Source organism: Streptomyces sp. NPDC003943 (assembly GCF_053605265.1).
In genome coordinates this window covers 29,121-54,102 of sequence record NZ_JBSGIW010000053.1, presented here as the reverse complement: position 1 = coordinate 54,102, position 24,982 = coordinate 29,121, and the positions used below count along the sequence as shown (strand labels likewise).

The window sequence follows — 24,982 nt, the reverse complement described above, 5'->3', positions numbered from 1 at the left end:
GCCCCGTCCGCGCCCGGCGGCCGGCTCGGCGCGGGCCCGGCCCGTGGCGCGCTGCCCGGCCAGGGCGGCCAGCGGCCGAACGGCCAGGCTCCGCAGCAGCCGCAGGGTCCGAACCTCTTCCAGGAGCGCTCGCAGGCGCCGACCCCGTCCCAGGACCGGTCCCAGGACCGGGGTCCGGAGACCGCGCAGCTGCCGCCCGTACCGCAGGACCCGCAGCAGCCGGGTCTCGGCGGCGGGGTGCCCGGCGGTTTCGTCGGCGGCGCGCAGAGCGCGATCCCGTCCCGTACGGACATCTGGGGCGGCCAGGCCCAGCAGGCTCCGCAGGACCGGCAGCAGCCGGCGGCGCAGGGCCAGAACGGCTTCCCGCGTGCCGAGCTGCCCGGTGGCAACCCGCAGCAGCCGCGCCCGCAGGCCACCAGCTGGGGCAACGACCCGGTGCAGCCGGTCCGCCGGCCGCAGCAGGACATGAGCCCGCTGGACGCGCCGCGCGGCCACGAGGACCCGGAGACCACCGGCGGCTACCCGCAGCCGGTCCCGGGCTACCCCGAGGGCCCCGGCTCCACCGGACAGTTCGCCCGCCCCGACTACGGGATGCCCCAGGCCCCGCAGGGCTACCAGGACCCGGCGTCCACCGGACAGTTCCCGCACCAGGACCCGGCCTCCACCGGCCAGTTCCCGCACCAGGACCCGGCCTCCACCGGCCAGTTCCCGCAGCAGGACTACGGGATGCCGCAGGCGCCGCAGCACCAGCAGGCCCCGCAGCAGCAGGCGTTCGGCCACCAGCCGTACGTGCCGCAGGCACAGGCCCCGCAGCAGCACGCTCCGGCCCCCGCGCCGCAGCAGCGTCCGGCGAACCAGCCGGCCCAGCCGCAGCAGCCCCGGCAGCCGCAGCTCCAGCAGCCGCGTCAGCCGGAGGCCCTGCCGCCGGCGCCGCCCGCCGGTGACGGCCGTACCCCGCTGTACGACACGCTGGAGACCAACTGGTTCCACCAGGACCAGGCCCAGCAGGCCCAGGCCCAGCAGGGTCAGCAGGGCGCCCGCCCGCAGCAGGCCCCGGCGCCGCGTCAGGCCGCCCCGGCCCCGCGGGTGCCGGACGTCGAGCGGACCATGCAGACCCCGGTGGTCCCGCAGCGGCCCGCCCCGGCGGCCCCGCAGCAGCCGGAGGCCGGGCGGCAGAACGGCGCGGCCGCCTGGCGGACCTCGCCCAACGACGAGCTGGTGCGCCAGGCGGAGCGGGCGCGCAAGCCCGCGGCCGGCGGCGTCACCACCTCCGGGCTTCCGCGGCGCGTGCCGCGGGCCAACCTCGTGCCCGGGACCGCCCAGGAGCAGGCCAACACGGCCGGCCCCCAGGTCTCCCGCGCACCCGACGACGTCCGCGGCCGGCTCACCAATCTGCGCCGCGGTATCCAGCAGGGCCGTCAGGCGGGCAACTCCACCACGGGTTCCTTCCACGTCGGTCCGACCCAGCAGCAGGAGCGTTAGTTGAGCGCGATGAGCCAGGCGGCGCAGAATCTGAACTGGTTGATCACCAACTTCGTGGACAACACCCCCGGGGTGTCCCACACGGTGGTGGTCTCCGCCGACGGACTGCTCCTTGCCATGTCCGAAGGGTTCCCCCGCGACCGTGCCGACCAGCTGGCGGCGGTCGCGTCCGGACTGACCTCGCTGACCGCGGGGGCGTCCCGGATCTTCGAGGGCGGACCCGTGGCCCAGACCGTGGTGGAGATGGAGCGCGGCTTCCTCTTCATCATGTCCGTCTCCGACGGCTCCTCGATGGCCGTGCTCGCGCACCCGGAGTGCGACATCGGCCTCGTGGGCTACGAGATGGCGCTGCTCGTCGACCGTGCGGGCAGCGTGCTCACCCCCGACCTTCGGGCCGAGCTCCAGGGCAGCCTGCTCCGCTAAGCCGACCCCTTACTCGTATCCGCAAACCGAACCGACGTGCCCAGGGCGGTGCGCCCCTCCGCACCGCCTCCGGACCGTTCACCGTCCGGCCGCCCCATCCGGCCCCCCACCGGCCCCATCAGACGGCAGAAGGTTCTGCTGTCACGCCCGGAGGATTCATGACCCCGCCCCCCGCCTCTCACGATCCGTACGGCGTCTCCATAGACGATCCGTACGGAGCGGAAGGCGACCAGCCGCTGGTCCGTCCCTATGCGATGACCGGCGGCCGGACCCGGCCGCGCTACCAGCTCGCCATCGAGGCGCTGGTCAGCACCACGGCCGACCCGGCACACCTGGCCACCCTGCTCCCCGAGCACCAGCGGATCTGCCACCTGTGCCGTGAGGTGAAGTCGGTGGCGGAGGTCTCGGCCCTGCTGTCGATGCCGCTCGGTGTGGCGCGCATCCTCGTGGCCGACCTGGCCGAGGCCGGCATGGTGGCCATCCACCAGCCGGGCAACGGAGAGGCCGGCGGCACGCCGGACGTGACACTGCTCGAAAGGGTGCTCAGTGGACTTCGCAAGCTCTAGCGCCGGTTCCGCCTCGGCGGGCCGGTCGACCACCAGCGCGAAGATCGTGGTGGCCGGCGGCTTCGGCGTGGGCAAGACCACGTTCGTCGGCGCCGTCTCCGAGATCAACCCGCTGCGGACCGAGGCCGTGATGACCTCCGCCTCGGCGGGCATCGACGACCTGACGCACACCGGCGGGAAGACCACCACGACGGTGGCGATGGACTTCGGCCGCATCACCCTCGACCAGGACCTGATCCTGTACCTGTTCGGCACGCCCGGGCAGGACCGTTTCTGGTTCATGTGGGACGACCTGGTGCGCGGTGCGATCGGTGCCGTGGTCCTGGTGGACACGCGGCGGCTCGCCGACTGCTTCCCGGCCGTGGACTACTTCGAGAACTCGGGCCTCCCCTTCGTGATCGCGCTCAACGGTTTCGACGGGCAGCAGCCGTACACGCCGGACGAGGTCCGGGAGGCGCTGCAGATCGGGCCCGACGCGCCGATCATCACGACCGACGCCCGCCACCGTGCGGACGCCAAGAGCGCGCTCATCACCCTCGTCGAGCACGCGCTCATGGCCCGCTTGAAGTAGTACACATCAAGTAGAAGTCGATATACGGCAGTTGTCGTAGAGGTTTTGGGGGTGGTCTGTGTCCTTCGACACGGCCACCCCCACGTTCATAACAATCCGACAGAGAATCGGGGCGGGTCGGACACCCGACGCATCCAAGCGGTATCGCTGTGCTCACATGAGCCCTGCCTTTTGGCGGGGCTCGCTCTTTATGCCCGTTTTATCTGTGGCGTGAGCACGGAAAACCGGCTGCTTCGCACTGTTTGGATGCGGCCCCCCTCACGTGCTGCAATTCATGAACTCCCGAGTAGTACGGCCCTGAAACGAAACACCCGGCACAACGTAGGTGCCGACGCCGAGAGGTTGTTGGTCGAGTGAGGCGAAGCAAGGAAAGCTCCGCGGAACCGCAGGCGCGGGGCAACTTCACGCCGCCGTCCCACGCGGTGCCGCAGTTCGCGGAAGAGCTTCCACCCCCGGCCACCGGCCGCAAGGGCAGCTCCAGCAAGCTGGCCCCGCGCAACTGGCGCGTGCCCACGCGTCTGAACGCGATCCTCCTCATACCCGCGCTCGTCGGCCTCGTCATGGGCGGCTTCCAGGTGAAGACGTCCATCGACACCTGGCAGGAGGCGCAGGACGCCGAGAAGACGGCGCTCATCGTGCGTGCCGCGTCGGACTACGGCCAGGCACTGCTCAACGAGCGCGACCTGACCGCCGCTCCGCTGCTCAAGGCCAAGAGCGCCGAGGACCGCCAGAGCGACGAGGTCACCCAGGCGTACGCCGCCACCGACGAGGCCAAGGCCAAGTTCGACCAGGCCGTGCAGAACATGCCGGGCGGGCAGGGCCTGGAGCGCCGCCTCGGGCTGTTCCGCAAGACCGAGCCCAAGCTGCAGGAGCTGCGCAAGGTCGCCTACACCCGTGCCATGGACCCGGTGAACACCCAGCTCGGTTACACCGAGGTCCAGCACTACCTGATGGAGTTCTCCAACGAGCTCGGTCTGGGCACCGGGAACATCACCAGCTACGGCCGTACGGTCTACGCGATCCAGCTGGCCAAGGCCGCCGAGTCCCTCCAGCGCTCGATCGGCACCCAGCTGCTCGTCCGTCCTTCCAAGAAGGAGGACGTCTTCGCGCAGCAGACGGTTGCGTTCAACTCGTACAACTACCTGGAGCAGATCGCCCTCGGCGAGTACAACTCCGGCGGTACCCAGGAGGACGTGGACCGGCTCAAGGAGGTCATGGCGGGCAAGGCCGCCGAGGGCTCCAAGAAGATGGCCGCGCTCGGCATCGAGCTGCCCAAGGGCGGCGGCCAGGACCCGTCCGTCTACGCCGGCGTGGCGCAGGCGATCGGCCGGTCCAAGGACGCCGACGCCATCGACTCGCTGAAGCAGGAAGGCATCACCGCCGACACCTGGATGGCGGTCTCCACCGCCAAGTTCGACGGCTACACCGAGGTCGAGAAGGAACTCGTCGACAAGGCCGTGACCGAGGCCGCCGACATCTCCGACAGCGCCCAGACCGACGCCTGGGTCAACGGTGGCGTCGTCGTGGTCGCCCTGCTCGCCGCGTTCGTCATCGCCGGTCTCATGGCCCGCCAGATGGGCCGCTCGATGCGCGAGCTGCGCTCCGCCGCCTTCGGCATCGCCGAGCAGCGCCTGCCGATGCTCGTCGACCAGCTGTCCCGTACCGAGCCGGGCCGGGTCGACACCCGCGTCCAGCCCATCCCGATCGACACCACCGACGAGATCGGCGAGGTCGCCCGCGCCTTCGACCAGGTGCACCGCGAGGCCGTCCGGCTCGCCGCCGAGCAGGCCCTGCTCCGCGGCAACATCAACGCGATCTTCACCAACCTGTCGCAGCGCAACCAGTCGCTGATCGAGGGCCAGCTGACCCTCATCACCGACCTGGAGAACAACGAGGCCGACCCGGACCAGCTGGAGAACCTCTTCCGCCTGGACCACCTGGCCACCCGTATGCGCCGCAACGGCGAGAACCTCCTGGTCCTCGCCGGCCAGGAGCCGGGCCGCCGCTGGGACCAGCCGGTCCCGCTGGTCGACGTCATGCGCGCCGCCGCCTCCGAGGTGGAGCAGTACGAGCGCATCGACATCGAGGGCGTGCCGGAGGCCGACATCCACGGCCAGGCCGTGACCGACCTCGTGCACCTGCTCGCCGAGCTCCTGGAGAACGCCACCACGTTCTCCTCCCCGCAGACCAAGGTCCGGGTCACCGCGACCCGGCTGCCCGACGGCCGCGTCATGGTCGAGATCCACGACAAGGGCATCGGCCTCACCGCCGAGGACTTCGCGGACATCAACCACAAGCTGGCCAACCCGCCGACCGTGGACGCCGCGATCTCGCAGCGCATGGGCCTGTTCGTGGTCGGCCGGCTCGCCGACCGGCACGGTGTCCGGGTCCAGCTGCGCCCCTCGGGCGAGCAGGCCGGCACCACCTCGCTCGTCATGCTGCCGGACGCGATCACGCACGGTGGCGGTGGCGACCAGCCGCTGCAGGACGGCTTCACCGTCTCGCAGATGATGCCGCAGCAGGAGCAGCCGTCCTTCGACCCGCAGACGCAGCCGATGCGCACCGCGGCCGAGCTCGGCTTCGACGACTCGCGCTACGAGGAGCCGGCCGACGAGCGCCAGCTCGACCCGGTCAACCGCTCGCTGATGCGCGAGGAGCGCCGCGCGGCCCTGGAGGCCCAGGCCCAGCCCGGCGGCGACGCCGCGCTGTTCCAGGACGGGACCGACCTCGGCGGCGCGCAGCAGGGTTACGTACCGCAGGAGCACGAGCAGGAGTACGCCGCGGAGTACCCGGGCGACTACGCTCAGGGGCAGGACGCCTACGCCCAGCCGCAGGACGCCTACGGCTTCCCCCAGCAGGGCTACGACGCAGCGCAGGGCTACCCGGCGCAGCAGGCGTACGAGGGGTACGAACAGCAGGTCGACGGTTACCCGGAGCAGGCGTATGCGGAAGCCGCGTACGAGGCCCCGGCGGACGGCCGGCAGGGCTACGCCAACGGCTTCGAACCCCAGGCCCAGCAGGACGACTGGCCGCAGCAGACCGGCTACGCCGACGGCTACGCGCAGCAGTTCGGGTCGGAATCGGAATCTCTCCGGGGCGCTCCCGAACAGGACGGTGACCGCGTAGGCTTCGACCGTCCGGGTGCCACGCCGAACCCGGTCCCGGACGCCGGCCACGCACTGACCGACGCCGGACTGCCGCGCCGCGGCGGCGTCGCCCCCCAGGCGTCGCCGGCCCAGCCCGCGCGACCGGTCGGCGACGTCCACCACGGCGGCAACGCCGGCAACGGCAGCGCCGCCAGCAATGGCGGCCACGGCGGCGAGGCCGGCAACGGCATCGCCGCCGACGGTTCCGACGACTGGCGCTCGGCCAACGACGAGCGCTGGAAGCGGGCCGAGAAGCTCCGCGACCCGAAGGCGGGCGGGGTCACCTCCTCCGGCCTTCCGCGACGGGTCCCCAAGGCCAATCTGGTCGAGGGCGCGGCGGAGCACACCCCGCAGGGCGGCCCCCAGGTCTCCCGCGCACCGGAGGACGTCCGGGGCAGGTTGAGCAACCTGCGCCGCGGCATCCAGCAGGGACGCAGTGCGGGTACGGACACGAACGGATCGGGCCTCGGCCCGGGCAACACCTACAACCAGGAGCGTTAGTGTGAGCGCGATGAGCCAGGCGGCGCAGAATCTGAACTGGTTGATCACCAACTTCGTGGACAACACCCCCGGGGTGTCCCACACGGTGGTGGTCTCCGCCGACGGCCTCCTGCTGGCGATGTCCGACGGGTTCCCCCGGGACCGCGCCGACCAGCTTGCGGCGGTCGCGTCCGGTCTGACGTCGCTGACCGCGGGCGCGTCCCGGATCTTCGAGGGCGGCGCGGTCAACCAGACCGTGGTGGAGATGGAGCGCGGCTTCCTCTTCATCATGTCCATCTCCGACGGCTCCTCGCTGGCGGTGCTCTCCCACCCCGAGTCCGACATCGGTCTCGTGGGTTACGAGATGGCGCTGCTGGTCGACCGCGCGGGCAGCGTGCTGACGCCCGACCTGCGGGCGGAACTTCAGGGAAGTCTTCTCAACTAACAGACAGACAGTGCGTTTCTCGTCACCGCACCGTAGTGTGCGGTGGCGCGGTTCCAAGGGACATGGGGCCGCGAGGCAGTCGGAGGAGGAGACGTGGGCACACCCCCGGGCGCGAGCCCTTACAACGGTTATGACGCACATCAGGCGCCGCTGGGCGACGCCGCGCAGAACCGCTACAACTTCCCTTCCGCGCCGAGCAGACAGGGCATGTCGCAGCCCTACCAGCAGCCCCAGGCCCCGCAGCACGTCCAGCACACCGCCGCCGGCTCCCCGAGCGCGCCCGCCGCGCCCGGCCGCCGGCCCGGCTCCGCGGGCGGTTCGGGCGGGCACAACCCGCTCGTCCGTCCGTACGCGATGACCGGTGGCCGTACCCGGCCCCGGTACCAGCTCGCCATCGAGGCGCTGGTCAGTACGACGGCCGATCCGGCCCGGCTGCAGGGGCAGTTGCCCGAGCACCAGCGGATCTGCCGACTGTGCTTCGAGATCAAGTCGGTCGCCGAGATCTCGGCACTTCTCTCCATCCCCCTCGGCGTCGCCCGGATTCTCGTCGCCGACCTGGCGGAGGCCGGACTTGTCGCCATCCACCAGCCCGGCGGCGACGAGGCCGCCGGCGGTCAGCCAGACGTGACACTGCTCGAAAGGGTGCTCAGTGGACTTCGCAAGCTCTAACGGCGGTGCGGCTCGTTCTACCACCAGCGCGAAGATCGTGGTGGCGGGCGGCTTCGGCGTGGGCAAGACCACATTCGTCGGCGCCGTCTCCGAGATCAACCCGCTCCGAACCGAGGCCGTGATGACCTCCGCCTCCGCGGGCATCGACGACCTCACCCACACCGGCGACAAGACGACGACGACTGTCGCCATGGACTTCGGCCGCATCACCCTGGACCAGGACCTGATCCTGTACCTCTTCGGTACGCCGGGTCAGGACCGCTTCTGGTTCATGTGGGACGACCTGGTCCGGGGCGCCATCGGCGCCGTCGTCCTGGTCGACACCCGGCGGCTCGCCGACTGCTTCCCCGCGGTCGACTACTTCGAGAACTCGGGCCTGCCGTTCGTCATCGCCCTGAACGGCTTCGACGGCCACCAGCCGTACACCCCCGACGAGGTCCGCGAAGCCCTGCAGATCGGCCCCGACACCCCGATCATCACGACCGACGCCCGCCACCGCGCGGACGCCAAGAGCGCGCTCATCACCCTGGTGGAGCACGCGCTCATGGCGCGCCTGCGGTAAGTCCCGGCGGACCGAGGACAGTTGCGCGAAGGCCCCGTACACCGATCCGGTGTACGGGGCCTTCGCATGCGTGCGGGCCGGTCAGGAGCCGAGGACCTCGACGTGGTCGCCCACCGCCACGACCAGGACCCGCGCGCCGGGACCGGTGGTGCGCCAGCGGTGCCGCACCCCGCCGGAGAGCAGGATGGTGTCGCCGCGCCCGAGCCGGTGCACCCGGCCCTCGGCCTCGACCTCCACGGCGCCGTCCGCGACGTACAACAGCTCGTCGTTGCGGTGCCGGAACTCGCGGTCGGCCTCCTGCGCGCCGGTGAACTCCAGGGCGTGCAACTGGTGACGGCCGCGCACCACGGGCCGCACCCGGGCATCGGGGTGCAGGCCGCTGTCGGCGTCGGCGCGCACGACGTCGACCGTGCGCGTCTCGTCCGAGGCGGCGAGCAGCTGCACGGCCGTGGTGTCGAGGGCGTCCGCGATCCGCTGCAGTGAGCGCATGCTGGGCCGGGCCCGGTCGTTCTCGATCTGGCTCAGGAAGGGCGAGGACAGCCCGCTGCGGGCGGCCACGTCGGCCAGGGTGAGCTCCAGGGCGCGGCGCCGCCGGCGCACGGCGGCCCCCACGCGCGGCGTGTTCGTCTCCTCCATCGGCCCCTCCCTTCCCCCTGCTCCCGGCACCCTACGCGATGGGGGCGACGACCCCGGCCACGGTTTCGTACTCCTGACACACGCCCGTCACACCACACCTCTACGGTCAAAGCCAGTTGCTCTCATCAAAGAAACTTTGACAGCTGAGGAGTCCAGCCATGCCCGTCGTCGACCAGAACTCGCGCCGCCGGCGCCCCACCGGCCTCATCGCCCTCGACGAGGAGGCCGCCTCCCCCGGCTACACGCTCTTCGCCCCGCTGACCGGCTCCGGCGAGGTCTACCTCGTCGACCTGCGCGGCAGGCCCGTCCACCAGTGGACGCTCCCCTACCGGCCGGGCCGGCACGCCCGGCTGCTCGCCGACGGCACCCTCGCCTACAACGGCGTACTGCCCGGCGAGCCGGCGCTGTTCCCGATGTGGCACAAGTACCGCGGCGGCGTGATGCTGCGGGCCGCGCCCGACGGCACCGTGCTCGGCGAGCACCGCGACCCGTTCCAGCACCACGACGCCCACCACCTCGACGACGGACGGATCCTCTACACCGCGCTCGAACCCCTGCGCGGCGCCGAGGCCGCCTCCGTACGCGGCGGGGTGCCCGGCTCCGAGGCGCAGGACGGCACGGTGTGGGCCGACACCATCCGCGAGGTCGCCCCGGACGGCACCCTGTCGTGGTCCTGGCGCGCCGCCGACCACCTCGACCGCGCCGACTACCCGCTGCACCCCGCGTACGCCCGGGAGCACTGGCCCCTGATCAACAGCGTGACCCCGCTCGCCGACGGGAACATCCTGGCGAGTCTGCGCAGCGTCTCCGCCGTCGTCGTGATCAGCCGGGCCACCGGAGAGATCCTCTGGCGGACCGAGCCCGGCACCGTCTCCCAGCAGCACGCGCCGACCGAACTCGCCGACGGCCGGCTGCTCGTCTTCGACAACGGCGTCTTCCGGCCGCACAGCGACGTCCCGTACTCCCGGGTGATCGAGATCGACCGGGGCAGCGGCAAGGTGGTGTGGGAGTACCACGACCCGGCCCGCGAGTTCTTCTTCGCCCCGTTCATGGGCTCCGCGCAGCGGCTGCCGAACGGCAACACCCTGGTCACCGACTCCCCCTCCGGGCGGCTCTTCGAGGTGACCCGGGACGGCTACCTGTGCTGGGAGTACGTCGTCCCGCACTTCGCCCCGTACCGCGAGAAGGAGGTGCGCGGCCTGTTCCCCGCCGAGCCCAACGCCGTCTTCCGCGCCTACCGTTACCGGGCGGCCGACCTCCCGTGGCTCGGAGCCGGCTCGTGACCACGTCCGAACGGGTCCCCCCGCACCGCCTCGTCCCGCTGGCCGCCCAGCACGTCCTGGCGCTGATCGCCGCCCCGGTCTCCACCGTCTTCCTCACCGCGGGCACCCTGCGTCTGTCGCCCGGCGCCACCGCGTCCCTGCTCAGCGCCGTGCTCGTGCTGTGCGGCGCGGGCGCGCTGTTGCAGTCGCTCGGCCGGTGGCGGATCGGCGCCCGGCTGCCGTTCGTGATGCTGCCCGGCGGAGCGGCGACGGCGCTGTTCCTCCAGATCGCCCAGGAGCACGGCGCGCCGACCGCCACCGGCTCCGTGCTGCTCGCGGCGGCACTGCTCATCGCCGTGCTGCCGCTGTACGCACGGATCGTCCGGCTCTTCCCGCCGCTGGTCATGGGCGTCACCGTGCTGCTCATCGGCGTCGCGATGATCCGGGTCGCCGCCCGGCTCGTCACCGGCCCCGACGGCAGCGGCGAACCGCGCGCCGTGCTGCTCGCCGGCCTCACCGTCGCCGCGACGGTCGCCGCCGCGCTGCTGCTGCGCGGGGTGTGGCGGCAGACGGCGATCCTCATCGGCATGGCGGCGGGCACGCTGATCGCCGTCGTCACCGGCCTGGGCGCGTTCACGCCCGCCGCCGGCAGCGGCTTCTCGCTGCCCGCCCCGCTCCCGTACGGCATGCCCCGCTTCGATCCGCTGGCCGCGCTCCCGCTGCTCGTCTTCGCCCTCACCACCCTGGCCGAGATCACCGGCCAGACGGTGCTGAACAGCGAGACCGTCGGCCGCACTCCCGACCCCGGCAGGGACGTGCCCCGGGTCGCCCGTGCCGACGCGCTGGTGTCGCTGGTCGGCGGCCTGTTCGGTACGTCGCTGATGGTGACCAGCGCGGAGAACATCGGCATCGTCCGGCTCACCGGCGTCCGCAGCCGGTTCGTCACCGCGGGCGCGGGCGTCCTCCTCGTCGCGCTCGGCCTGGCCACCCCGGTCTCCCGGGCCGTGGCCGGCCTGCCCCCGGCCGTGGTCGGCGGCTCCTCGCTCGTCGTGTACGCGGTGATCGCCGTGATGGGCGTGGAGATGCTGCGGCGGGCCGACCTCTCCGGCACCGGCGGCGGTGCGATGGCGGCGGCCCTCGCGCTCACGGCCGGCCTGCTGCCGCTGCTCGTCCCGGGCCTGTACGACGGTTTCCCGGCCACGGCCCGCACGGTCCTGGGCAGCGGCGTGGTCGCGGGCACCCTGACGGCGGTGCTGCTGACCCCGGTCCTGACGAGGGCGCGGCCCGGAGCCCGTACCACGGCGGAATCCACCGGGTAGGGGTGGCCGGGCAACGCCGAAGCCCCCGGCTCGGGAGGAGCCGGGGGCTTCGTACGCGTGTCAGCGCCAGCTGTGCGGGGCGCGGAAGCCGTTCTCGCGCTCCAGACGGCGCCAGCCGGCCGTGGTGCGGCGGGGGTGGGCGGGCTCGGCGGGCTGGGCGGCGGCGCGGGCGAGGAGGACCGCGGTGATGGCGGCGAGCTCCTCGGGGTCGGCGTGGCCCTTCTCGACGCGGAGCAGGTTGGCTGTGGCAGGCGTGGTCACTTCGGTGGGCTCCTCTTACTGAGGCGGGTTGCCGTGCTTGCGGGACGGCAGGTCGGCGTGCTTGGTGCGGAGCATGGCGAGGGACTTCACGAGCACCTCGCGGGTCTCGGCGGGGTCGATGACGTCGTCGACCAGGCCGCGCTCCGCGGCGTAGTACGGGTGCATGAGCTCGGCCTTGTACTCCTTGACCATGCGCGCGCGCATCGCCTCGGGGTCCTCGGCCTCCGCGATCTGCTTGCGGAAGATGACGTTGGCGGCGCCCTCGGCGCCCATCACCGCGATTTCGTTGGTGGGCCAGGCGTACGTCAGGTCGGCGCCGATGGACTGGGAGTCCATGACGATGTAAGCGCCGCCGTACGCCTTGCGCAGGATCAGCGAGATCCGGGGCACGGTCGCGTTGCAGTACGCGTACAGCAGCTTCGCGCCGTGGCGGATGATTCCACCGTGCTCCTGGTCGACGCCGGGCAGGAAGCCGGGTACGTCCAGAAGGGTGACGATCGGGATGTTGAAGGCGTCGCACATCTGCACGAAGCGGGCGGCCTTCTCGGACGCCTCGATGTCGAGCACGCCGGCCAGCGTCTGCGGCTGGTTGGCGACGATGCCGACGACCTGGCCGTCGAGCCGGGCCAGGGCGCAGATGATGTTGCGGGCCCAGCGCTCGTGGATCTCCAGGTAGTCGCCGTCGTCGACGAGCTCCTCGATGACCTTGTGCATGTCGTACGGGCGGTTGCCGTCGGCCGGCACCAGGTCGAGCAGCACGTCGGAGCGGCGGTCGGCCGGGTCCTCGGAGGCGACGACGGGCGGGTTCTCGCGGTTGTTCTGCGGGAGCATCGACAGGAGGTAGCGCACCTCGGCGATGCAGGTCTCCTCGTCGTCGTACGCGAAGTGCGCGACGCCGCTGGTCTCGGCGTGCACGTCGGCGCCGCCCAGGCCGTTCTGGGTGATCTCCTCGCCGGTGACCGCCTTGACGACGTCCGGGCCGGTGATGAACATCTGCGAGGTCTCGCGGACCATGAAGACGAAGTCGGTCAGCGCGGGGCTGTAGGCGGCGCCGCCGGCGCACGGGCCGAGCATCACGCTGATCTGCGGGATGACTCCGGACGCCTTGGTGTTGCGCTGGAAGATGCCGCCGTAGCCGGCGAGGGCGGAGACGCCCTCCTGGATGCGGGCGCCGGCGCCGTCGTTCAGGGAGACCAGCGGGGCACCGGCCGCGATGGCCATGTCCATGATCTTGTGGATCTTGGTGGCGTGGGCCTCGCCCAGGGCACCGCCGAAGATCCGGAAGTCGTGCGCGTAGACGAAGACCGTACGGCCCTCGACCGTGCCCCAGCCGGTGACGACGCCGTCGGTGTACGGCTTCTTGGCCTCCAGGCCGAAGCCCTGCGCGCGGTGCCGGCGCAGCTGCTCGACCTCGTTGAAGGAACCAGGGTCGAGCAGCAGCTCGATGCGCTCGCGAGCGGTCAGCTTGCCCTTGGCGTGCTGGGCCTCGGTCGCCCGGTCACTCGGGCCACGACGAGCCTGCTCACGCAGCTCGTGCAGCTCGGCCACACGGCCACGGGCGTCGGCGGGCTCGCTCGGGATCTGGTCCACAACGGTCATGTACCGACCCTACGAAGTCGGTCGGGAAAACCCCGCCGTCCACTCCGTACAGTCTCGCGTGTCGAATCCTGGTGAGGCTTGACAGAACCTTCGCCTCACCGGCGTGAGTCAACAGCCAGACACCCCAGGTGATTGTGGGGTTTCCACATAAGCAGCTCGCGGCCTGTGGAGCGCCCGCGCCACCCGGGGGGATCTCCGGCCGCCCGGACCGGGCGGCTCAGCAGCCGCCGCAGTTGTAGTAGGTCACGTCCCAGTGGCTGCCCTCGTCGGCGTAGACGTTGCCGGAGGCGGACTTCCACTGCGGGGCGCCGTCGCCGCGCAGGCCGATGTAGCTGAAGGTGTTCTTGATGTAGCCGCCGAGGCACGTGTACTTGCTCATGTCGAGCTTGTAGCCGTTCCAGTGCGAGTAGGTACCGCTGGCGTGGCCGGTCTCGGTGCCGCCGGTGATGTTGATCGCGCAGCCACTGGCGCGCTTGAGGGTCTGGGCGCCCTGGGCGGTGGCGAGGTTGAGCTGCTCGAAGGACGTACAGGTCGAGTTGTAGCGGTCCGAGCAGTTGCCGGACGAGGACCAGGTGATGCCGACCTCGCGGAACATCGAGGTGGCGGTGGCGTGACTGATCTTGGTGACGGCGGCCTGGGCGTCGGTGGCGCCGGCCAGGACGCCGAAGCCCGGGGCGAAGAGGGCGCCCAGGACCAGGGCGAGGGCGGTGAGGACGGAGCGGAGTTTCACGGATGCCTCCTGCGGATGACCGTGTCGGTTGGGGACGGCTGTGCAGGTGGTGCTCGTCGCGCATGGTGCCGCAGTTCTACGCGCGTCCGCCAGAGGGCGTCGGGGTCGTCCGGGTGAACACCCCGACCTAGATGTTGAAAGTTGAACGGAATAGGTCTACAGTCGTTCTCGTTGAAGGTTCAACAAAGCGCACCTCCCCCTCTGCGCACCGTCCCCAAGGAGCACGTCATGGGTCTGTTCAACCGCAAGAACAACACCGAGTCCGCCGTCGCCGTCGCCACCCTCCCCGTGGACCCGGCCCTCGCCGCCCTGACCGGCGACTACACGATCGACCCGGCCCACAGCAGCATCGGCTTCACCGTCCGGCACGCGATGGTCACCAACGTCCGCGGCACCTTCGCCGAGCACGAGGGCTCGCTGCAGCTGAACGGCGCCGAGCCGGCCGCCTCCAGCGCCGCCATCGACGTGAAGATCGCCTCGATCGACACCGGCATCGCGGACCGCGACGGGCACCTGCGCAGCGGTGACTTCTTCGACGCCGAGACCTTCCCGCTGATGAGCTTCCGCTCCACCGAGGCGGCCCACCTGGGCGGCGACAAGTACCGGATCAAGGGCGACCTGACCATCAAGGACGTCACCAAGCCGCTCGCGATCGACCTGGAGTTCAACGGCACCGCCACCGACGTCTACGGCAACGAGCGCGTCGGCTTCGAGGGCTCGGCCGAGATCCTGCGCTCCGACTGGGGCCTGACCTGGAACGCGGCCCTGGAGACCGGCGGCGTCATGGTCAGCGACAAGGTCAAGCTGAACTTCGACATCTCCGCGATCAAGAACGCCGCCTGATCCCGGGCCTCCGGGCCCGCGGCGCACGCACCCCGAACCCGGCAGCCGGCACGGCTGCCGGGCGGTGGTGTTCCCGCACCTTCCTCAGCCGCGCTCCAGGGCGCCGAGCACCTGCTCCAGCTCCTCCGGCAGGACCGCGATCAGGACGGGCCCCTCGGCGGACTCGCAGGCCACGACCCGGGCCCTCGGATTGAACCGGATGGCCTCGCGCAGCGTGGGCGGACGCGTCCCCGCCGGCCGCAGGTCCGCCGGCAGGGCGAGCTCCTGCCCGCCCCCGGAGGGCCGCCAGAGCGGCGGCTCCGCACCGATCACCAGTCGCCCGGCCCGCCAGCGGGCCCCCTGGCCGGGCCCCTTGAGCAGGCCGGGCACCGCGACGGCCTCTCCCGCGGCGGACGCGGCCGACCGCCGCCGCTGCCCGCTGCGGACCAGCCACCCCACCAGAGCGGCGACGGCCGCGAAGAAGACCAGCTCGGTCATGCGTGCTCCTCGATGCGATCGGCGGCCGCCGTCACCGCACTGACCAGGCGGGCGTTCTCAAGGGCGCCGGGGCCGCCGAGGAAGGCGAAGCGGCGGCGGGTGTAGCTGTAGGCGAGGGCGCGGGAAGGGTCGGCGAAGGACTGCGAGCCCGGGGCGCCGCTGTGGCCGATCGCGGTCGGGCCGAGTTCGGGGTGGCGGGTGGCGAGCGGCACGAAGCCGAGGCCGAAGGCGTTGAACTCGCCGGTGACCAGGTCCCGGCCGGAGGAGTGCACCCGGGAGACCTCGGCGAGGACGTCGGGCTTCAGCAGCGGCGGCCGGCCGGCCAGCTCGCCCGCGACCGCCGCGTACATCCGGGCCAGGCCCCGTGCGCTGCCGATGCCGCCGCCGGAGAGCGGGGCGGCGGCGTGGACGGCGCGGGAGTTGCCGAAGGCGACCAGGTCGGCGGGCGGGTCGCCGTGCAGGCCGAAGGAGACGGCCAGGAGGCCGGCCGGGTCGACCGGGTTCGCCGCCAGGAAGGCCTTCTGGAGCGGGGTGGGCAGCATCGGCAGGGCCGGGCGGAAGCGGGCTTCGAGCTCCTCGGGGAGGCCGAGGTGGTAGTCCACTTCGTACGGGTCGCGGATCCGCTCCGCGTACTGCTCCTGGACCGTCCGGCCGGTGGCCCGCAGGACGACCTCGCCGACCAGGGCGCCGAAGGCGAGCGCGTGATAGCCGTGGCCGGTGTCCGGCTCCCAGTACGGGCGGTGGGCGGCGATCCGGGCGGCGACCAGCCGGTCGTCGGTGAGCTCGTCGAGGGTGAAGCCGCCCTCGACGCCGATGGCGCCGGACCGGTGCGCGAGCAGTCCCCGCAGGGTGAGGGCGCCCTTGCCCTCGGCGGCGAACTCGGGCCACCAGGAGGCCACTTCGCGGTCCAGGTCGAGCGCGCCGTCCTGCACGAGGAGGGCGACGACCAGGGCCGTGGCGCCCTTGGCGGAGGAGTACAGGGCGAGCAGCGAGTCCCCGTCGACCCCGTCGCCGCCCCACAGGTCGACCACCTGACGGCCCCGGTGGTAGACCGCGAGCTGGGCGCCGCCGTCGCGCGCCTCGGCGGCGGCGACGGTGGCGAACTCCTCGCGCACCGGCTCGAATCCGGGCGCCACGGTGCCGTGGACGTCAGTCACGTCCGCCCTCCCCCTTCGTCTGCGGATGTCCATCCGCGGACGTGCGTCCGCGGATGCCCCTCGGAGAGCCGAACGATCAAGGGCCCGCGCGGATTCCCGGTCCCGCGCCGCCGTCGCCGGCCGGCATTGTCAGTGGTGGTCGCTAGCGTCGGCGGCATGGAATTCCGTATCGACAGCGGCGTGTTGACCGAGGCCGTGGCCTGGGCCGCCCGGGTGCTGCCCGCCCGTTCCCCCGTACCCGTCCTCGGCGGTCTGCTCCTGGAGGTGGCCGACGGCCGGCTGCGCGTCTCCGGTCTGGACTACGAGGCGTCCGCCCGGATCGAGGTCGCCGCCGACATCCTCCGGGAGGGCCGGGCCCTGGTGCTCGGGCGGCGGCTCCTCGACATCTGCAAGGTGCTGCCGCACGGCCCGGTCGGCTGCGCGGTCGACGGCGCCCGGCTCGCGGTGACCGGCGGCGACGCGCGCTTCGGGCTCTCGCTGCTGCCCCTGGACGACTACCCGGCCCAGCCCGCGCTGCCCGCCCAGCAGGGCACGGTGGACGCCGACGCCTTCGCGGCGGCCGTCGGGCACGTGGCGGTGGCGGCCGGCCGGGACGACTCGCTGCCGATCCTCACCGGCATACGGCTCGGCCTGGACGGCCCGACGATGACGCTGGCCGCGACCGACCGCTACCGCTACGCGGTGCGCACCCTGGAGTGGCGGCCGGCCGGGCCCGTGGACCCGCCGGACACCCCGGTCGACGTCGTGGTGCCGGCCAGACGCCTCACCGAGATCGCCCGCTCGCTCGCCGGCGCGGGCACGGTGCGGCTGGCTCTCGACGGCGGCTCCGCCGGCTTCGAGAGCGGCGGCATGCGCACCACGACCCGGCTCATCGACGGCCGCCTCCCCCGGCACGACAAGCTCTTCGCGCTCGGCGAGCACGCCGTCGCGGTCACCGAGCGGGCCCCGCTGGTCGAGGCCGTGAAGCGGGTCGCGGTCGTCGCGGAGGGCGACAGCCCCGTACAGCTCGCGTTCGACGGCACGACGGTCCACCTCCAGGCCGGGTACGAGGACGACGTGGCCTCGCAGCGGCTGCCGGCCGCGCTGACCGGCACCGACGCGATGACGGTCGCGTTCAACCCGGGCTATCTCCTGGACGCGCTCGGCTCCTTCGACGCGCCGGAGCTGGGCCTCCACCTCGTCGGCCCGGGGCAGCGCGCGCTGATCACGGCGGTCGGTGACGGCGGGGCCTCGACCCACCGCCATCTGCTGATGTCGGTGAAGCCCCTGGTGTAGGCCGGGGCCCTAGAAGCCGCCGCCGAAGTCGCCACCGCCGCCGAAGTCACCGCCACCGCCGAAGTCGCCACCGCCACCGCCGCCGAAGTCGCCCGGCCCGAAGTCGTCCGGGTTGAAGTCGGCGCCGGAGAAGTCGCCGCCCTCGAAGTGCTGGAAGTCCCCGCCGCCGTACTCGGCGGCGTAGGCGGGGGTGGCGAGCATCGAGCCGAGCATGGTGCCGACGAGCAGGCCGGGCAGCATGCCGCCGCCGAAGTAGCCGCCGGCCCAGGGGCCGTACGCCGGTCCCGCCTCCCAGTACGGGCGGCGGCCGCCGTCGGTCTCGACCGTGCGGGCCTGCGGTTCGAGCCCGTCGTCCAGCCGGGCCGCGTCGGCGGCGCAGACGGGGACCTCGCGGGCCGTGCCGCCCGCCGGGGTCCAGCCGCGGTCGGCGACGGACGGGCCGTGGCGCGGGTCGAAGAAGCAGGGCGCGCGCCGCTCGGGCAGCGGCCGGCCCTCGCGGCGGGCGGCGAGCACGGCGAGCGAGAAGCGGCCGTCCTCCAGGGCCTCGGTGACCCCGCGCACCTCGTGCGGCCGGGTCACCGCGCCCATCCGGGACTTCGCCTGGTCGTAGGAGTCGAGGGCCCGCTCGTAGTCACCGCGCATGGCGTCCGTGGCGCCCGCCTCGGCCGGGTGGAAGTCGAGCCGCTCCAGCTCCTCGCCGAAGGCGGTGATGTCCTCGTCGACGACGACCCGCAGCCGGTCCAGGGCCGCGCGCTCCTCGGCCTCCCGGCGGAGCCGCTTGCGCCGCGAGAGCGCGTACAGGCCGGCGCCGCCGGCCACCACGATCGCGCCCACGGTGACCAGGCCGGCCACCGGCACCCCGTTGTCCTTGCCGACCCCGCCCCAGGAGGCGGGCGCGGAGCCGCGCATGCTCGGCAGGGCCTGGTCGACGAAGTCGTTCAGCTCGGTCTTCGCGTCGGCACCGGGCTGCCGTACGTCGGCGACGAGGTTGTCCACGGCGTTCCGGGAGATGACCGAGCGGTCGGCCCGGGCGTCGAAGCCGTTGCCGAGGCGGATGGCGTACAGGCCGGTGATGCCGGTCTCGGTCCGCAGGTTCCGGAACAGGTTCTGCGGCGGGAACTGGGCGTTCGCCGGCAGCACGGCCACGAACAGCGGCTTGTCCGCGTCCTTGATCTTCTTCGCCAGGGCGTCCGCGTCCCCCTTCGACAGCTGCCCGGCGGCACCGGGGTCCACGTACACCGGGCCCTGCTTCAGGGCGGCGGCCGCGTCGGAGATCCCCGTGGCCCTGGCGCCCGCGAGGGGTGCCAGGGCCAGGAACAGCAGCAGGAGCAGTCCGCCGATGGCCGACAGCATCGGGATCCTCGTCCTCATATCACCGTGATTACCCCCAAAGAGGCATATTCAGACCTGTATCGCACAGTCGTGCGATCAGCGCCCGAGGGGCCGGGTGACCAGACCCCAGCCGTACGGGAACTGCGGGGCGCCCGCGCGGCCGGCCGGCTTCAGGGGCAGCTGCTCCTCGGACTTCGGCCAGGTCAGCGGCAGCCGGCCGGTGAAGCCCCGGCGCCCGTAGAGGACGTCGGCGACGCCGTCGCCCTCGCTGCCGGGCAGCCAGGAGGCGACCAGCGCCCCGATCTCGCCGAGCCGGTCACCGATGAGCTGCGGGCGCCCGGAGACGACCAGGACGACGCACCGCATCCGCGTGCAGACCCGGTCGACTGCCTGCTTGTCCGCCGCCGAGAGCTCCAGGTCGTGGCCCTCCACGCCGACGTCGCCCATCCCCTCCGCGTACGGGTCCTCCCCGACCACGACCACGCCCACGTCGTGCCCGTTCATCGGGGCCGAGGCGTCCTCGGAGTAGGTGACGCGGGCCGTCGGGTCCGCCCTGCGGATGGCCTGCAGGATCGTGGTGCCGTCGGTCGCGCGGCCGGCGGCGCCCTGCCAGCCGATGGTCCAGCCGCCCTCCTGGGCGGAGAGGTCGTCGGCGTTGGAGCCGGCCACGTACAGCCGCCGGCCCATCGGCAACGGGAGCAGCTGCGCCTCGTTCTTCAGGAGCACCTGCGACTTCGCCACCGCCTCGCGGGCCGCCGCCCGATGCTCGGCGGAGCCGACGCGGGCGAGGTGGGCGGTGTCGGCGTACGGCTTCTCGAAGAGGCCGAGGAGGAACTTCTTCTCCAGGATCCGGCTGACCGCGTCGTCGATCCGGGAGAGCGGGATCCTGCCCGCGGCCACCTCGTCCGCGACGATCCGGCCGAAGTCCCGGTAGGTCAGCGGGGCCATGGTGATGTCGATCCCGGCGTTGACCGCGTCGCGCACGTTGTCGACCGCGCCGCCCGGCATCTGGTCGACGGCCTCCCAGTCGCTGACGACGATGCCACGGAAGCCGAGCTCGCCCTTGAGGACGCCGCTGAGCATCTTCCGGTGGGCGTGCATCTTCACCGGACCGCCGGGCTCGCCGACGATTTCGAGCGAGGAGAACGAGGGCATCACCGAGCCGGCCCCGAGGGCGACCGCCCGCCGGAACGGGGCGAGGTGCACCTTCTCCAGTTCGTTCGGGTCGATCAGGGTGGCGCCCTGGTCGAGGGTGTACGGGGGCCGGCCGGAGCCGTAGGAGGTGCCGCCGTCGCCGATGAAGTGCTTGGCGGTGGCCAGCACCTTGTCGCTGCGGGCGAGGTCGCCGCCGTCTGCGGCGCCCTGGAGCCCCCGGACGGCGACCGCCAGGGAGGAGACCAGGTCCGGGTCCTCGCCGAAGGACTCGTACGTGCGGCCCCAGCGCACGTCGCGCACGACGCAGACGCAGGGCGAGAAGTTCCAGGCGATCCCGGTCGCCCGCGCCTCCTCGGCGGTGATCGCGGCGAGCCGCTCCACGAGCGCGGGGTCGCGGGCGGCGCCGAGTCCGATGTTGTGCGGCATGACCGTGGCGCCCTTGACCAGGGCGTGGCCGTGCACGGCGTCGGTGGCGAGCAGCAGCGGGATCTGGAGGCGGGTGGCGCGCGCGTACCCCTGGTAGCCGTCGGTGGTCTGCCGCCACTCCTCGGCGGTGCGGGCCGGCGCGCCGTCGGCCGCGGAGTCGTGGACGACGGAGCCGAGGGCGTAGCTGGTGATGTCCTGGTCGGCGCCGAGGGTGTTGCGGGCGGCCTGGGTCATCTGCCCGGTCTTCTCGGCGAGGGTCATCCGTCCGAGCAGGTCGGCGACCCGTTCCCGGACGGACCGGGTCGGGTCCAGGTACGGCAGGTCGTTGGCGTCCACCACGACCAGCGGGGTCTGCGCGGGCGCGGTGGCGCCGGTGACGTCGAGGGTGACCGGCACGGTCTCGGCAGTCTCGGGCGTCGGGTCGCGCAGGGTGGGGACCTCGACGGTGCGTACGGCTCCGGGCAGGGTGCCGATCGGGAAGGTGACGGTGCCGGAGGCGGCGCGGTAGTCACGGGAGGGGTCCGCGGCCCGCGCCGCGGGTTCCGGTGCCGTCGCCCTCGGCCGGGCGGCCGTCGTCCAGCGGACCGTCACCCGGCGGGTCAGCGGGCGGGTGGCGTCGACGCGGAGGCGGACCCGGGCCGTGCCGCCCTCGGTCACCGTCGTGACCGGAGGGGCGACGAGCCGCACCGGGTTCCGGTTCCGCTCGGTCCCGGGCGTGGACGCCACGGCGGTGAGGTCTCCGGTGAGCAGGGCGGCCGCGGTGACGGCCGCCACCGCGCCCGGCCGCACCGCACGAAATGTACGACTAGTCATACCGGACATATTTGGGCGTAGAGCCCCTGGAACCCCGGTACGACGCGCGGTCACTCCGCCGGGTCGACGCCCGCCCGCAGCAGCCCGTAGGTGAAGGCGTCCTCGATGGCCTGCCAGGAGGCGGCGATGACGTTCGTCCCGACGCCGACCGTGGACCACTCGGCGTTGCCGTCGCTCGTGGTGACCAGGACCCGGGTGGTCGACTCGGTGCCGTGGCGGCCCTCCAGGATGCGGACCTTGTAGTCGGTCAGCTCGAACTTGGCGAGCTGCGGGTAGATCCGCTCCAGGGCGACGCGCAGGGCCCGGTCGAGGGCGTTGACCGGGCCGTTGCCCTCGGCGGTGGCGACGATCCGCTCGCCCTTGGACCACAGCTTCACGGTGGCCTCGTTGGCGTGGGTGCCGTCCGGGCGGTCCTCGACGATCGCGCGCCAGGACTCCGTACGGAAGTAGCGGCGCGGCCGGCCCTCGGCCTCCTCGCGCAGCAGCAGCTCGAAGGAGGCGTCGGCGGCCTCGTACGTGTAGCCCTTGAGCTCACGCTCCTTGACCCGCTCGACGACGCGGGCGACCAGGGCGCGGTCGTCACCGAGGTCGACGCCGAGCTCCTTGCCCTTGAGCTCGATGGAGGCGCGGCCGGCCATGTCGGAGACGAGCATCCGCATGGTGTTGCCGACCAGCTCGGGGTCGATGTGCTGGTAGAGGTCCGGGTCCACCTTGATCGCGGAGGCGTGCAGGCCCGCCTTGTGCGCGAACGCGGAGACGCCGACGTACGGCTGGTGGGTGGACGGGGTGAGGTTGACGACCTCGGCGATGGCGTGCGAGATCCGGGTCGTCTCGGCGAGCGCGCCCGCGGGCAGCACCCGCTTGTCGTACTTCAGCTCCAGGGCCGCGACCACGGGGAAGAGGTTGGCGTTGCCGACCCGCTCGCCGTAGCCGTTGGCGGTGCACTGGACGTGGGTGGCGCCGGCGTCGACGGCGGCGAGGGTGTTGGCGACGGCGCAGCCGGTGTCGTCCTGGGCGTGGATGCCGAGGCGGGCGCCGGTGTCGGCGAGGACGGTGGCGACGACGGCCTGGACCTGGGCGGGCAGCATGCCGCCGTTGGTGTCGCAGAGGACGACGACGTCGGCGCCGGCCTCGTGCGCGGCGCTGACGACGGCCTTGGCGTAGCCGGGGTTGGCCTTGTAGCCGTCGAAGAAGTGCTCGCAGTCGACGAACACGCGGCGACCCTGGGAGCGCAGGTAGGAGACGGTGTCGCGGACCATCTCCAGGTTCTCGTCGAGGGTGGTGCGCAGGGCCAGTTCGACGTGCCGGTCGTGCGACTTGGCGACGAGGGTGATGACCGGGGCGCCGGAGTCGAGCAGCGCCTTGACCTGCGGGTCGTCGGCGGCCTTGGCACCGGCCCGGCGGGTCGCGCCGAAGGCGACGAGCTGCGCGTTCCTGAACCGGATCTCCTGCCGGGCGCGGGCGAAGAACTCGGTGTCGCGCGGGTTGGCTCCGGGCCAGCCGCCCTCGATGAAGCCGACGCCGAAGTCGTCGAGGTGCCGCGCGATGGTCAGCTTGTCGGCGACGGTGAGGTTGATTCCTTCACGCTGGGCGCCGTCGCGCAGCGTGGTGTCGAAGACGTGGAAGCTGTCGTCGGGACGCGGGCTCTCGCCGTTCTCCGTGGTCATGACTTGATGGCTCCTGTCGGATGTGGCTCCGGAAGGTCTGGATCCACTTGCCCCCATTCTCACGCGCGGTCCGTTTCCGGCGGTGGTGGGGCCGGAAAACGAAAAAACCCCTCGCGGGTGCGAGAGGTCTGCGCGCGGGTCTGGGGCACGGTGGCCGCTGCCGTGGGGGTGGAGTCCCACGGTTCAGCGGTCACTGCGGACCGGCGCGCTGCTGCCGATAATCATCGTGGTAGCAAGCACGTCGGCAGTCTGCCATACCCGCGCGCGGCTTCGGACACGAATCTCACGATGCGGAATCGACGGCGGCGGGCGCGCGGGAGGACTTCACCGACGCCGCGGTGCCCACCCGGCCCAGATCGATGTCACGGGTCTCGCGCATCGTCACATAGACGATCAGGGAGACGGCCGCGCAGCCGGCGACGTACCAGTAGTAGCCGGACTCGATCCCCGCGTTCTTGAACCACAGCGCCACGTATTCGGCGGTGCCGCCGAAGAGGGCGTTGGCGATGGCGTACGGCAGGGCGACGCCCAGGGCGCGGACGCCGGTCGGGAAGAGCTCGGCCTTCACGCAGGCGTTGATGGAGGTGTAGCCGGTGACGACGAGGAGCGCGAGGAGGGACAGGCCGAGGGCCGGCCAGAAGGAGCCCGCGTGCCGCAGCAGCGTCATGATCGGCACGGTGAGGAGGGTGGAGCCGACCGCGAAGGTGATGAGGAGCGGACGGCGCCCGATGCGGTCGGAGAGGCGGCCGGCGAGCGGCTGCAGGCACGCGAAGACGATGAGCGCGCAGAAGGAGACCAGGGTGGCGGTCTGCTTGGGCAGCCCGGCGGAGTTGGAGAGGTACTTGGTGAGGTAGGTGGTGTACGTGTAGTAGGCCACCGTGCCGCCCATGGTGAGCGCTATGACGAGGAGGGCCTCGCGCCTGTGCGCCCAGAGGGCCTTGAGGGTGCCCTTGTCGCGGCTGCCGACGCCGTCGTCGGCGGTCTCCTCGTACACCTCGGTCTCCAGCATGGTGCGGCGCAGGTAGAAGACGACGGCCGCGCCGAGGGCGCCGATGACGAAGGGGATGCGCCAGCCCCAGCTGTGCAGGGCCTCGGCGGACATGGTCCGCTGGAGGACGATCTGCAGGCCGAGGCCGACGATCTGGCCGGCCGTCATCGACACGTACTGGAAGCTGGAGGCGAAGCCGCGGCGGTCGGGCGCGGACGCCTCGGTGAGGTACGTGGCGCTGGCCGCGTACTCGCCGCCGACGGAGAGGCCCTGGAGCAGGCGGGCGATCAGCAGCACCGCGGCGCCGCCGTAGCCCGCGACGGCGTAGGTGGGAGCGACGGCGATGAGGACCGCCGAGGCCGACATCAGCGTGACGGTCAGGGTGAGGGCCGCCTTGCGGCCCTTGCGGTCACCGACCCGGCCGAGCAGCCAGCCGCCGACCGGGCGCATGAAGAAGCCGACGGCGAAGATGCCGGCGGTGTTCATGAGCTTGGCGGTGTCGTCGCCCTCGGGGAAGAACGCCCCCGCGAAGTAGGTCGCGAAGCTCGCGTACACGAACCAGTCGAACCACTCGACCATGTTGCCGGCCGACCCGACCCAGATCTTCTTCCAGTGCTCTCGTCCCATGGGCAGGAACCGTGCCGGAGGCGGCCCCCGGCCAACAAGGGTGCACGGGGCAACGATCAGGAGTACTTGCG

General features: G+C 72.4%; 21 protein-coding genes and 1 pseudogene. 12 read left to right on the top strand and 10 right to left on the bottom strand.

Features of this window, described 5'->3' with window-relative positions; translation table 11 throughout:
* From ACWEV0_RS21885 to ACWEV0_RS21850, 8 genes and pseudogenes are all read left to right on the top strand, one after another.
* Window positions 1–1,482: pseudogene (locus ACWEV0_RS21885) on the top strand (histidine kinase); the annotation flags it as partial.
* A 9-nt stretch (window positions 1,483–1,491) separates the two neighbouring features.
* Window positions 1,492–1,905, top strand: a complete 414-nt coding sequence (locus ACWEV0_RS21880; protein WP_265864815.1) for a roadblock/LC7 domain-containing protein — start codon at window positions 1,492–1,494, stop codon at window positions 1,903–1,905.
* Between the two features lie 158 nt (window positions 1,906–2,063).
* On the top strand, window positions 2,064–2,471 hold the full coding sequence (locus ACWEV0_RS21875) for a DUF742 domain-containing protein (protein WP_451607841.1): 408 nt from the start codon (window positions 2,064–2,066) through the stop codon (window positions 2,469–2,471).
* Window positions 2,452–3,042, top strand: a complete 591-nt coding sequence (locus tag ACWEV0_RS21870; protein ID WP_453151044.1) for a GTP-binding protein — start codon at window positions 2,452–2,454, stop codon at window positions 3,040–3,042. Before ACWEV0_RS21875 ends, ACWEV0_RS21870 begins: the two co-directional genes overlap by 20 nt.
* 353 nt (window positions 3,043–3,395) lie before the next feature.
* Window positions 3,396–6,689 carry a nitrate- and nitrite sensing domain-containing protein gene (locus tag ACWEV0_RS21865; RefSeq protein WP_453151043.1) on the top strand — a complete coding sequence of 1,098 codons (3,294 nt, stop codon included), beginning with the start codon at window positions 3,396–3,398 and terminating at the stop codon, window positions 6,687–6,689.
* A 10-nt stretch (window positions 6,690–6,699) separates the two neighbouring features.
* On the top strand, window positions 6,700–7,113 hold the full coding sequence (locus ACWEV0_RS21860) for a roadblock/LC7 domain-containing protein (RefSeq protein ID WP_362534025.1): 414 nt from the start codon (window positions 6,700–6,702) through the stop codon (window positions 7,111–7,113).
* 93 nt (window positions 7,114–7,206) lie between these two features.
* Window positions 7,207–7,782 carry a DUF742 domain-containing protein gene (locus ACWEV0_RS21855; RefSeq protein ID WP_453151042.1) on the top strand — a complete coding sequence of 192 codons (576 nt, stop codon included), beginning with the start codon at window positions 7,207–7,209 and terminating at the stop codon, window positions 7,780–7,782.
* On the top strand, window positions 7,763–8,344 hold the full coding sequence (locus ACWEV0_RS21850; RefSeq protein WP_399749970.1) for a GTP-binding protein: 582 nt from the start codon (window positions 7,763–7,765) through the stop codon (window positions 8,342–8,344). Before ACWEV0_RS21855 ends, ACWEV0_RS21850 begins: the two co-directional genes overlap by 20 nt.
* Window positions 8,345–8,425: 81 nt before the next feature.
* Here ACWEV0_RS21850 and ACWEV0_RS21845 read toward each other — a convergent pair whose 3' ends face one another.
* Window positions 8,426–8,980, bottom strand: a complete 555-nt coding sequence (locus ACWEV0_RS21845) for a helix-turn-helix domain-containing protein (RefSeq protein WP_453151041.1) — start codon at window positions 8,978–8,980, stop codon at window positions 8,426–8,428.
* Between the two features lie 158 nt (window positions 8,981–9,138).
* Between ACWEV0_RS21845 and ACWEV0_RS21840 the strand changes: the two genes are divergently transcribed.
* Window positions 9,139–10,263 (top strand): aryl-sulfate sulfotransferase, encoded by a 1,125-nt coding sequence (locus ACWEV0_RS21840; RefSeq protein ID WP_453151040.1) that lies wholly within the window; start codon window positions 9,139–9,141, stop codon window positions 10,261–10,263.
* The gene (locus ACWEV0_RS21835; RefSeq protein ID WP_453151039.1) at window positions 10,260–11,561 is read left to right on the top strand and encodes a uracil-xanthine permease family protein; all 1,302 of its coding nucleotides are present in this window, start codon (window positions 10,260–10,262) and stop codon (window positions 11,559–11,561) included. Before ACWEV0_RS21840 ends, ACWEV0_RS21835 begins: the two co-directional genes overlap by 4 nt.
* A gap of 60 nt (window positions 11,562–11,621) precedes the next feature.
* On the opposite strand, the gene ACWEV0_RS21830 is transcribed toward ACWEV0_RS21835, so the two are convergent.
* The 3 genes from ACWEV0_RS21830 to ACWEV0_RS21820 all read right to left on the bottom strand — a co-directional run bounded on the left by ACWEV0_RS21830 (window position 11,622) and on the right by ACWEV0_RS21820 (window position 14,151).
* A complete protein-coding gene (locus tag ACWEV0_RS21830) occupies window positions 11,622–11,822 on the bottom strand; it encodes an acyl-CoA carboxylase subunit epsilon (protein ID WP_451607835.1) in 201 nt (66 codons plus the stop codon).
* A 15-nt stretch (window positions 11,823–11,837) separates the two neighbouring features.
* Window positions 11,838–13,421 (bottom strand): acyl-CoA carboxylase subunit beta, encoded by a 1,584-nt coding sequence (locus ACWEV0_RS21825; RefSeq protein WP_453151038.1) that lies wholly within the window; start codon window positions 13,419–13,421, stop codon window positions 11,838–11,840.
* Window positions 13,422–13,638: 217 nt separating this feature from the next.
* Entirely contained in the window at window positions 13,639–14,151 is a 513-nt protein-coding gene (locus tag ACWEV0_RS21820; RefSeq protein ID WP_453151037.1) for a hypothetical protein, read from the bottom strand.
* A gap of 228 nt (window positions 14,152–14,379) precedes the next feature.
* Between ACWEV0_RS21820 and ACWEV0_RS21815 the strand changes: the two genes are divergently transcribed.
* A complete protein-coding gene (locus ACWEV0_RS21815) occupies window positions 14,380–14,994 on the top strand; it encodes a YceI family protein (RefSeq protein WP_453151036.1) in 615 nt (204 codons plus the stop codon).
* 84 nt (window positions 14,995–15,078) lie between these two features.
* Here ACWEV0_RS21815 and ACWEV0_RS21810 read toward each other — a convergent pair whose 3' ends face one another.
* Both ACWEV0_RS21810 and ACWEV0_RS21805 read right to left on the bottom strand, forming a co-directional pair.
* Window positions 15,079–15,471: a hypothetical protein gene (locus tag ACWEV0_RS21810; RefSeq protein ID WP_453151035.1), complete on the bottom strand. Its 393-nt coding sequence runs from the start codon at window positions 15,469–15,471 to the stop codon at window positions 15,079–15,081.
* Entirely contained in the window at window positions 15,468–16,628 is a 1,161-nt protein-coding gene (locus ACWEV0_RS21805) for a serine hydrolase domain-containing protein (protein WP_453151034.1), read from the bottom strand. The genes ACWEV0_RS21810 and ACWEV0_RS21805 overlap by 4 nt, the downstream gene beginning before the upstream one ends.
* Window positions 16,629–16,784: 156 nt before the next feature.
* On the opposite strand from ACWEV0_RS21805, the gene dnaN reads away from it, so the two are divergent.
* Window positions 16,785–17,903 carry a DNA polymerase III subunit beta gene (gene dnaN / locus ACWEV0_RS21800; protein ID WP_453151033.1) on the top strand — a complete coding sequence of 373 codons (1,119 nt, stop codon included), beginning with the start codon at window positions 16,785–16,787 and terminating at the stop codon, window positions 17,901–17,903.
* Between the two features lie 9 nt (window positions 17,904–17,912).
* On the opposite strand, the gene ACWEV0_RS21795 is transcribed toward dnaN, so the two are convergent.
* From ACWEV0_RS21795 to ACWEV0_RS21780, 4 genes are all read right to left on the bottom strand, one after another.
* Window positions 17,913–19,274 carry a hypothetical protein gene (locus ACWEV0_RS21795; RefSeq protein ID WP_453151031.1) on the bottom strand — a complete coding sequence of 454 codons (1,362 nt, stop codon included), beginning with the start codon at window positions 19,272–19,274 and terminating at the stop codon, window positions 17,913–17,915.
* A 57-nt stretch (window positions 19,275–19,331) separates the two neighbouring features.
* Window positions 19,332–21,629 carry a glycoside hydrolase family 3 protein gene (locus tag ACWEV0_RS21790; protein WP_453151030.1) on the bottom strand — a complete coding sequence of 766 codons (2,298 nt, stop codon included), beginning with the start codon at window positions 21,627–21,629 and terminating at the stop codon, window positions 19,332–19,334.
* A gap of 50 nt (window positions 21,630–21,679) precedes the next feature.
* Window positions 21,680–23,296, bottom strand: coding sequence for a citramalate synthase (cimA, locus tag ACWEV0_RS21785; RefSeq protein WP_453151029.1), 1,617 nt, complete (start codon window positions 23,294–23,296; stop codon window positions 21,680–21,682).
* Between the two features lie 283 nt (window positions 23,297–23,579).
* Window positions 23,580–24,911 (bottom strand): MFS transporter, encoded by a 1,332-nt coding sequence (locus ACWEV0_RS21780; protein ID WP_453151027.1) that lies wholly within the window; start codon window positions 24,909–24,911, stop codon window positions 23,580–23,582.
* Window positions 24,912–24,982 lie beyond the last annotated feature (71 nt).

Coding starts and splice junctions, on each gene's coding strand:
- ACWEV0_RS21880 (WP_265864815.1), top strand. CDS start 1,492: ATGAGCCAGGCGGCGCAGAATCTGAACTGGTTGATCACCAACTTCGTG.
- ACWEV0_RS21875 (WP_451607841.1), top strand. CDS start 2,064: ATGACCCCGCCCCCCGCCTCTCACGATCCGTACGGCGTCTCCATAGAC.
- ACWEV0_RS21860 (WP_362534025.1), top strand. CDS start 6,700: ATGAGCCAGGCGGCGCAGAATCTGAACTGGTTGATCACCAACTTCGTG.
- ACWEV0_RS21845 (WP_453151041.1), bottom strand. CDS start 8,980: ATGGAGGAGACGAACACGCCGCGCGTGGGGGCCGCCGTGCGCCGGCGG.
- ACWEV0_RS21840 (WP_453151040.1), top strand. CDS start 9,139: ATGCCCGTCGTCGACCAGAACTCGCGCCGCCGGCGCCCCACCGGCCTC.
- ACWEV0_RS21825 (WP_453151038.1), bottom strand. CDS start 13,421: ATGACCGTTGTGGACCAGATCCCGAGCGAGCCCGCCGACGCCCGTGGC.
- ACWEV0_RS21815 (WP_453151036.1), top strand. CDS start 14,380: ATGGGTCTGTTCAACCGCAAGAACAACACCGAGTCCGCCGTCGCCGTC.
- ACWEV0_RS21810 (WP_453151035.1), bottom strand. CDS start 15,471: ATGACCGAGCTGGTCTTCTTCGCGGCCGTCGCCGCTCTGGTGGGGTGG.
- dnaN (WP_453151033.1), top strand. CDS start 16,785: ATGGAATTCCGTATCGACAGCGGCGTGTTGACCGAGGCCGTGGCCTGG.
- ACWEV0_RS21795 (WP_453151031.1), bottom strand. CDS start 19,274: ATGAGGACGAGGATCCCGATGCTGTCGGCCATCGGCGGACTGCTCCTG.
- ACWEV0_RS21790 (WP_453151030.1), bottom strand. CDS start 21,629: ATGACTAGTCGTACATTTCGTGCGGTGCGGCCGGGCGCGGTGGCGGCC.
- cimA (WP_453151029.1), bottom strand. CDS start 23,296: ATGACCACGGAGAACGGCGAGAGCCCGCGTCCCGACGACAGCTTCCAC.
- ACWEV0_RS21780 (WP_453151027.1), bottom strand. CDS start 24,911: ATGGGACGAGAGCACTGGAAGAAGATCTGGGTCGGGTCGGCCGGCAAC.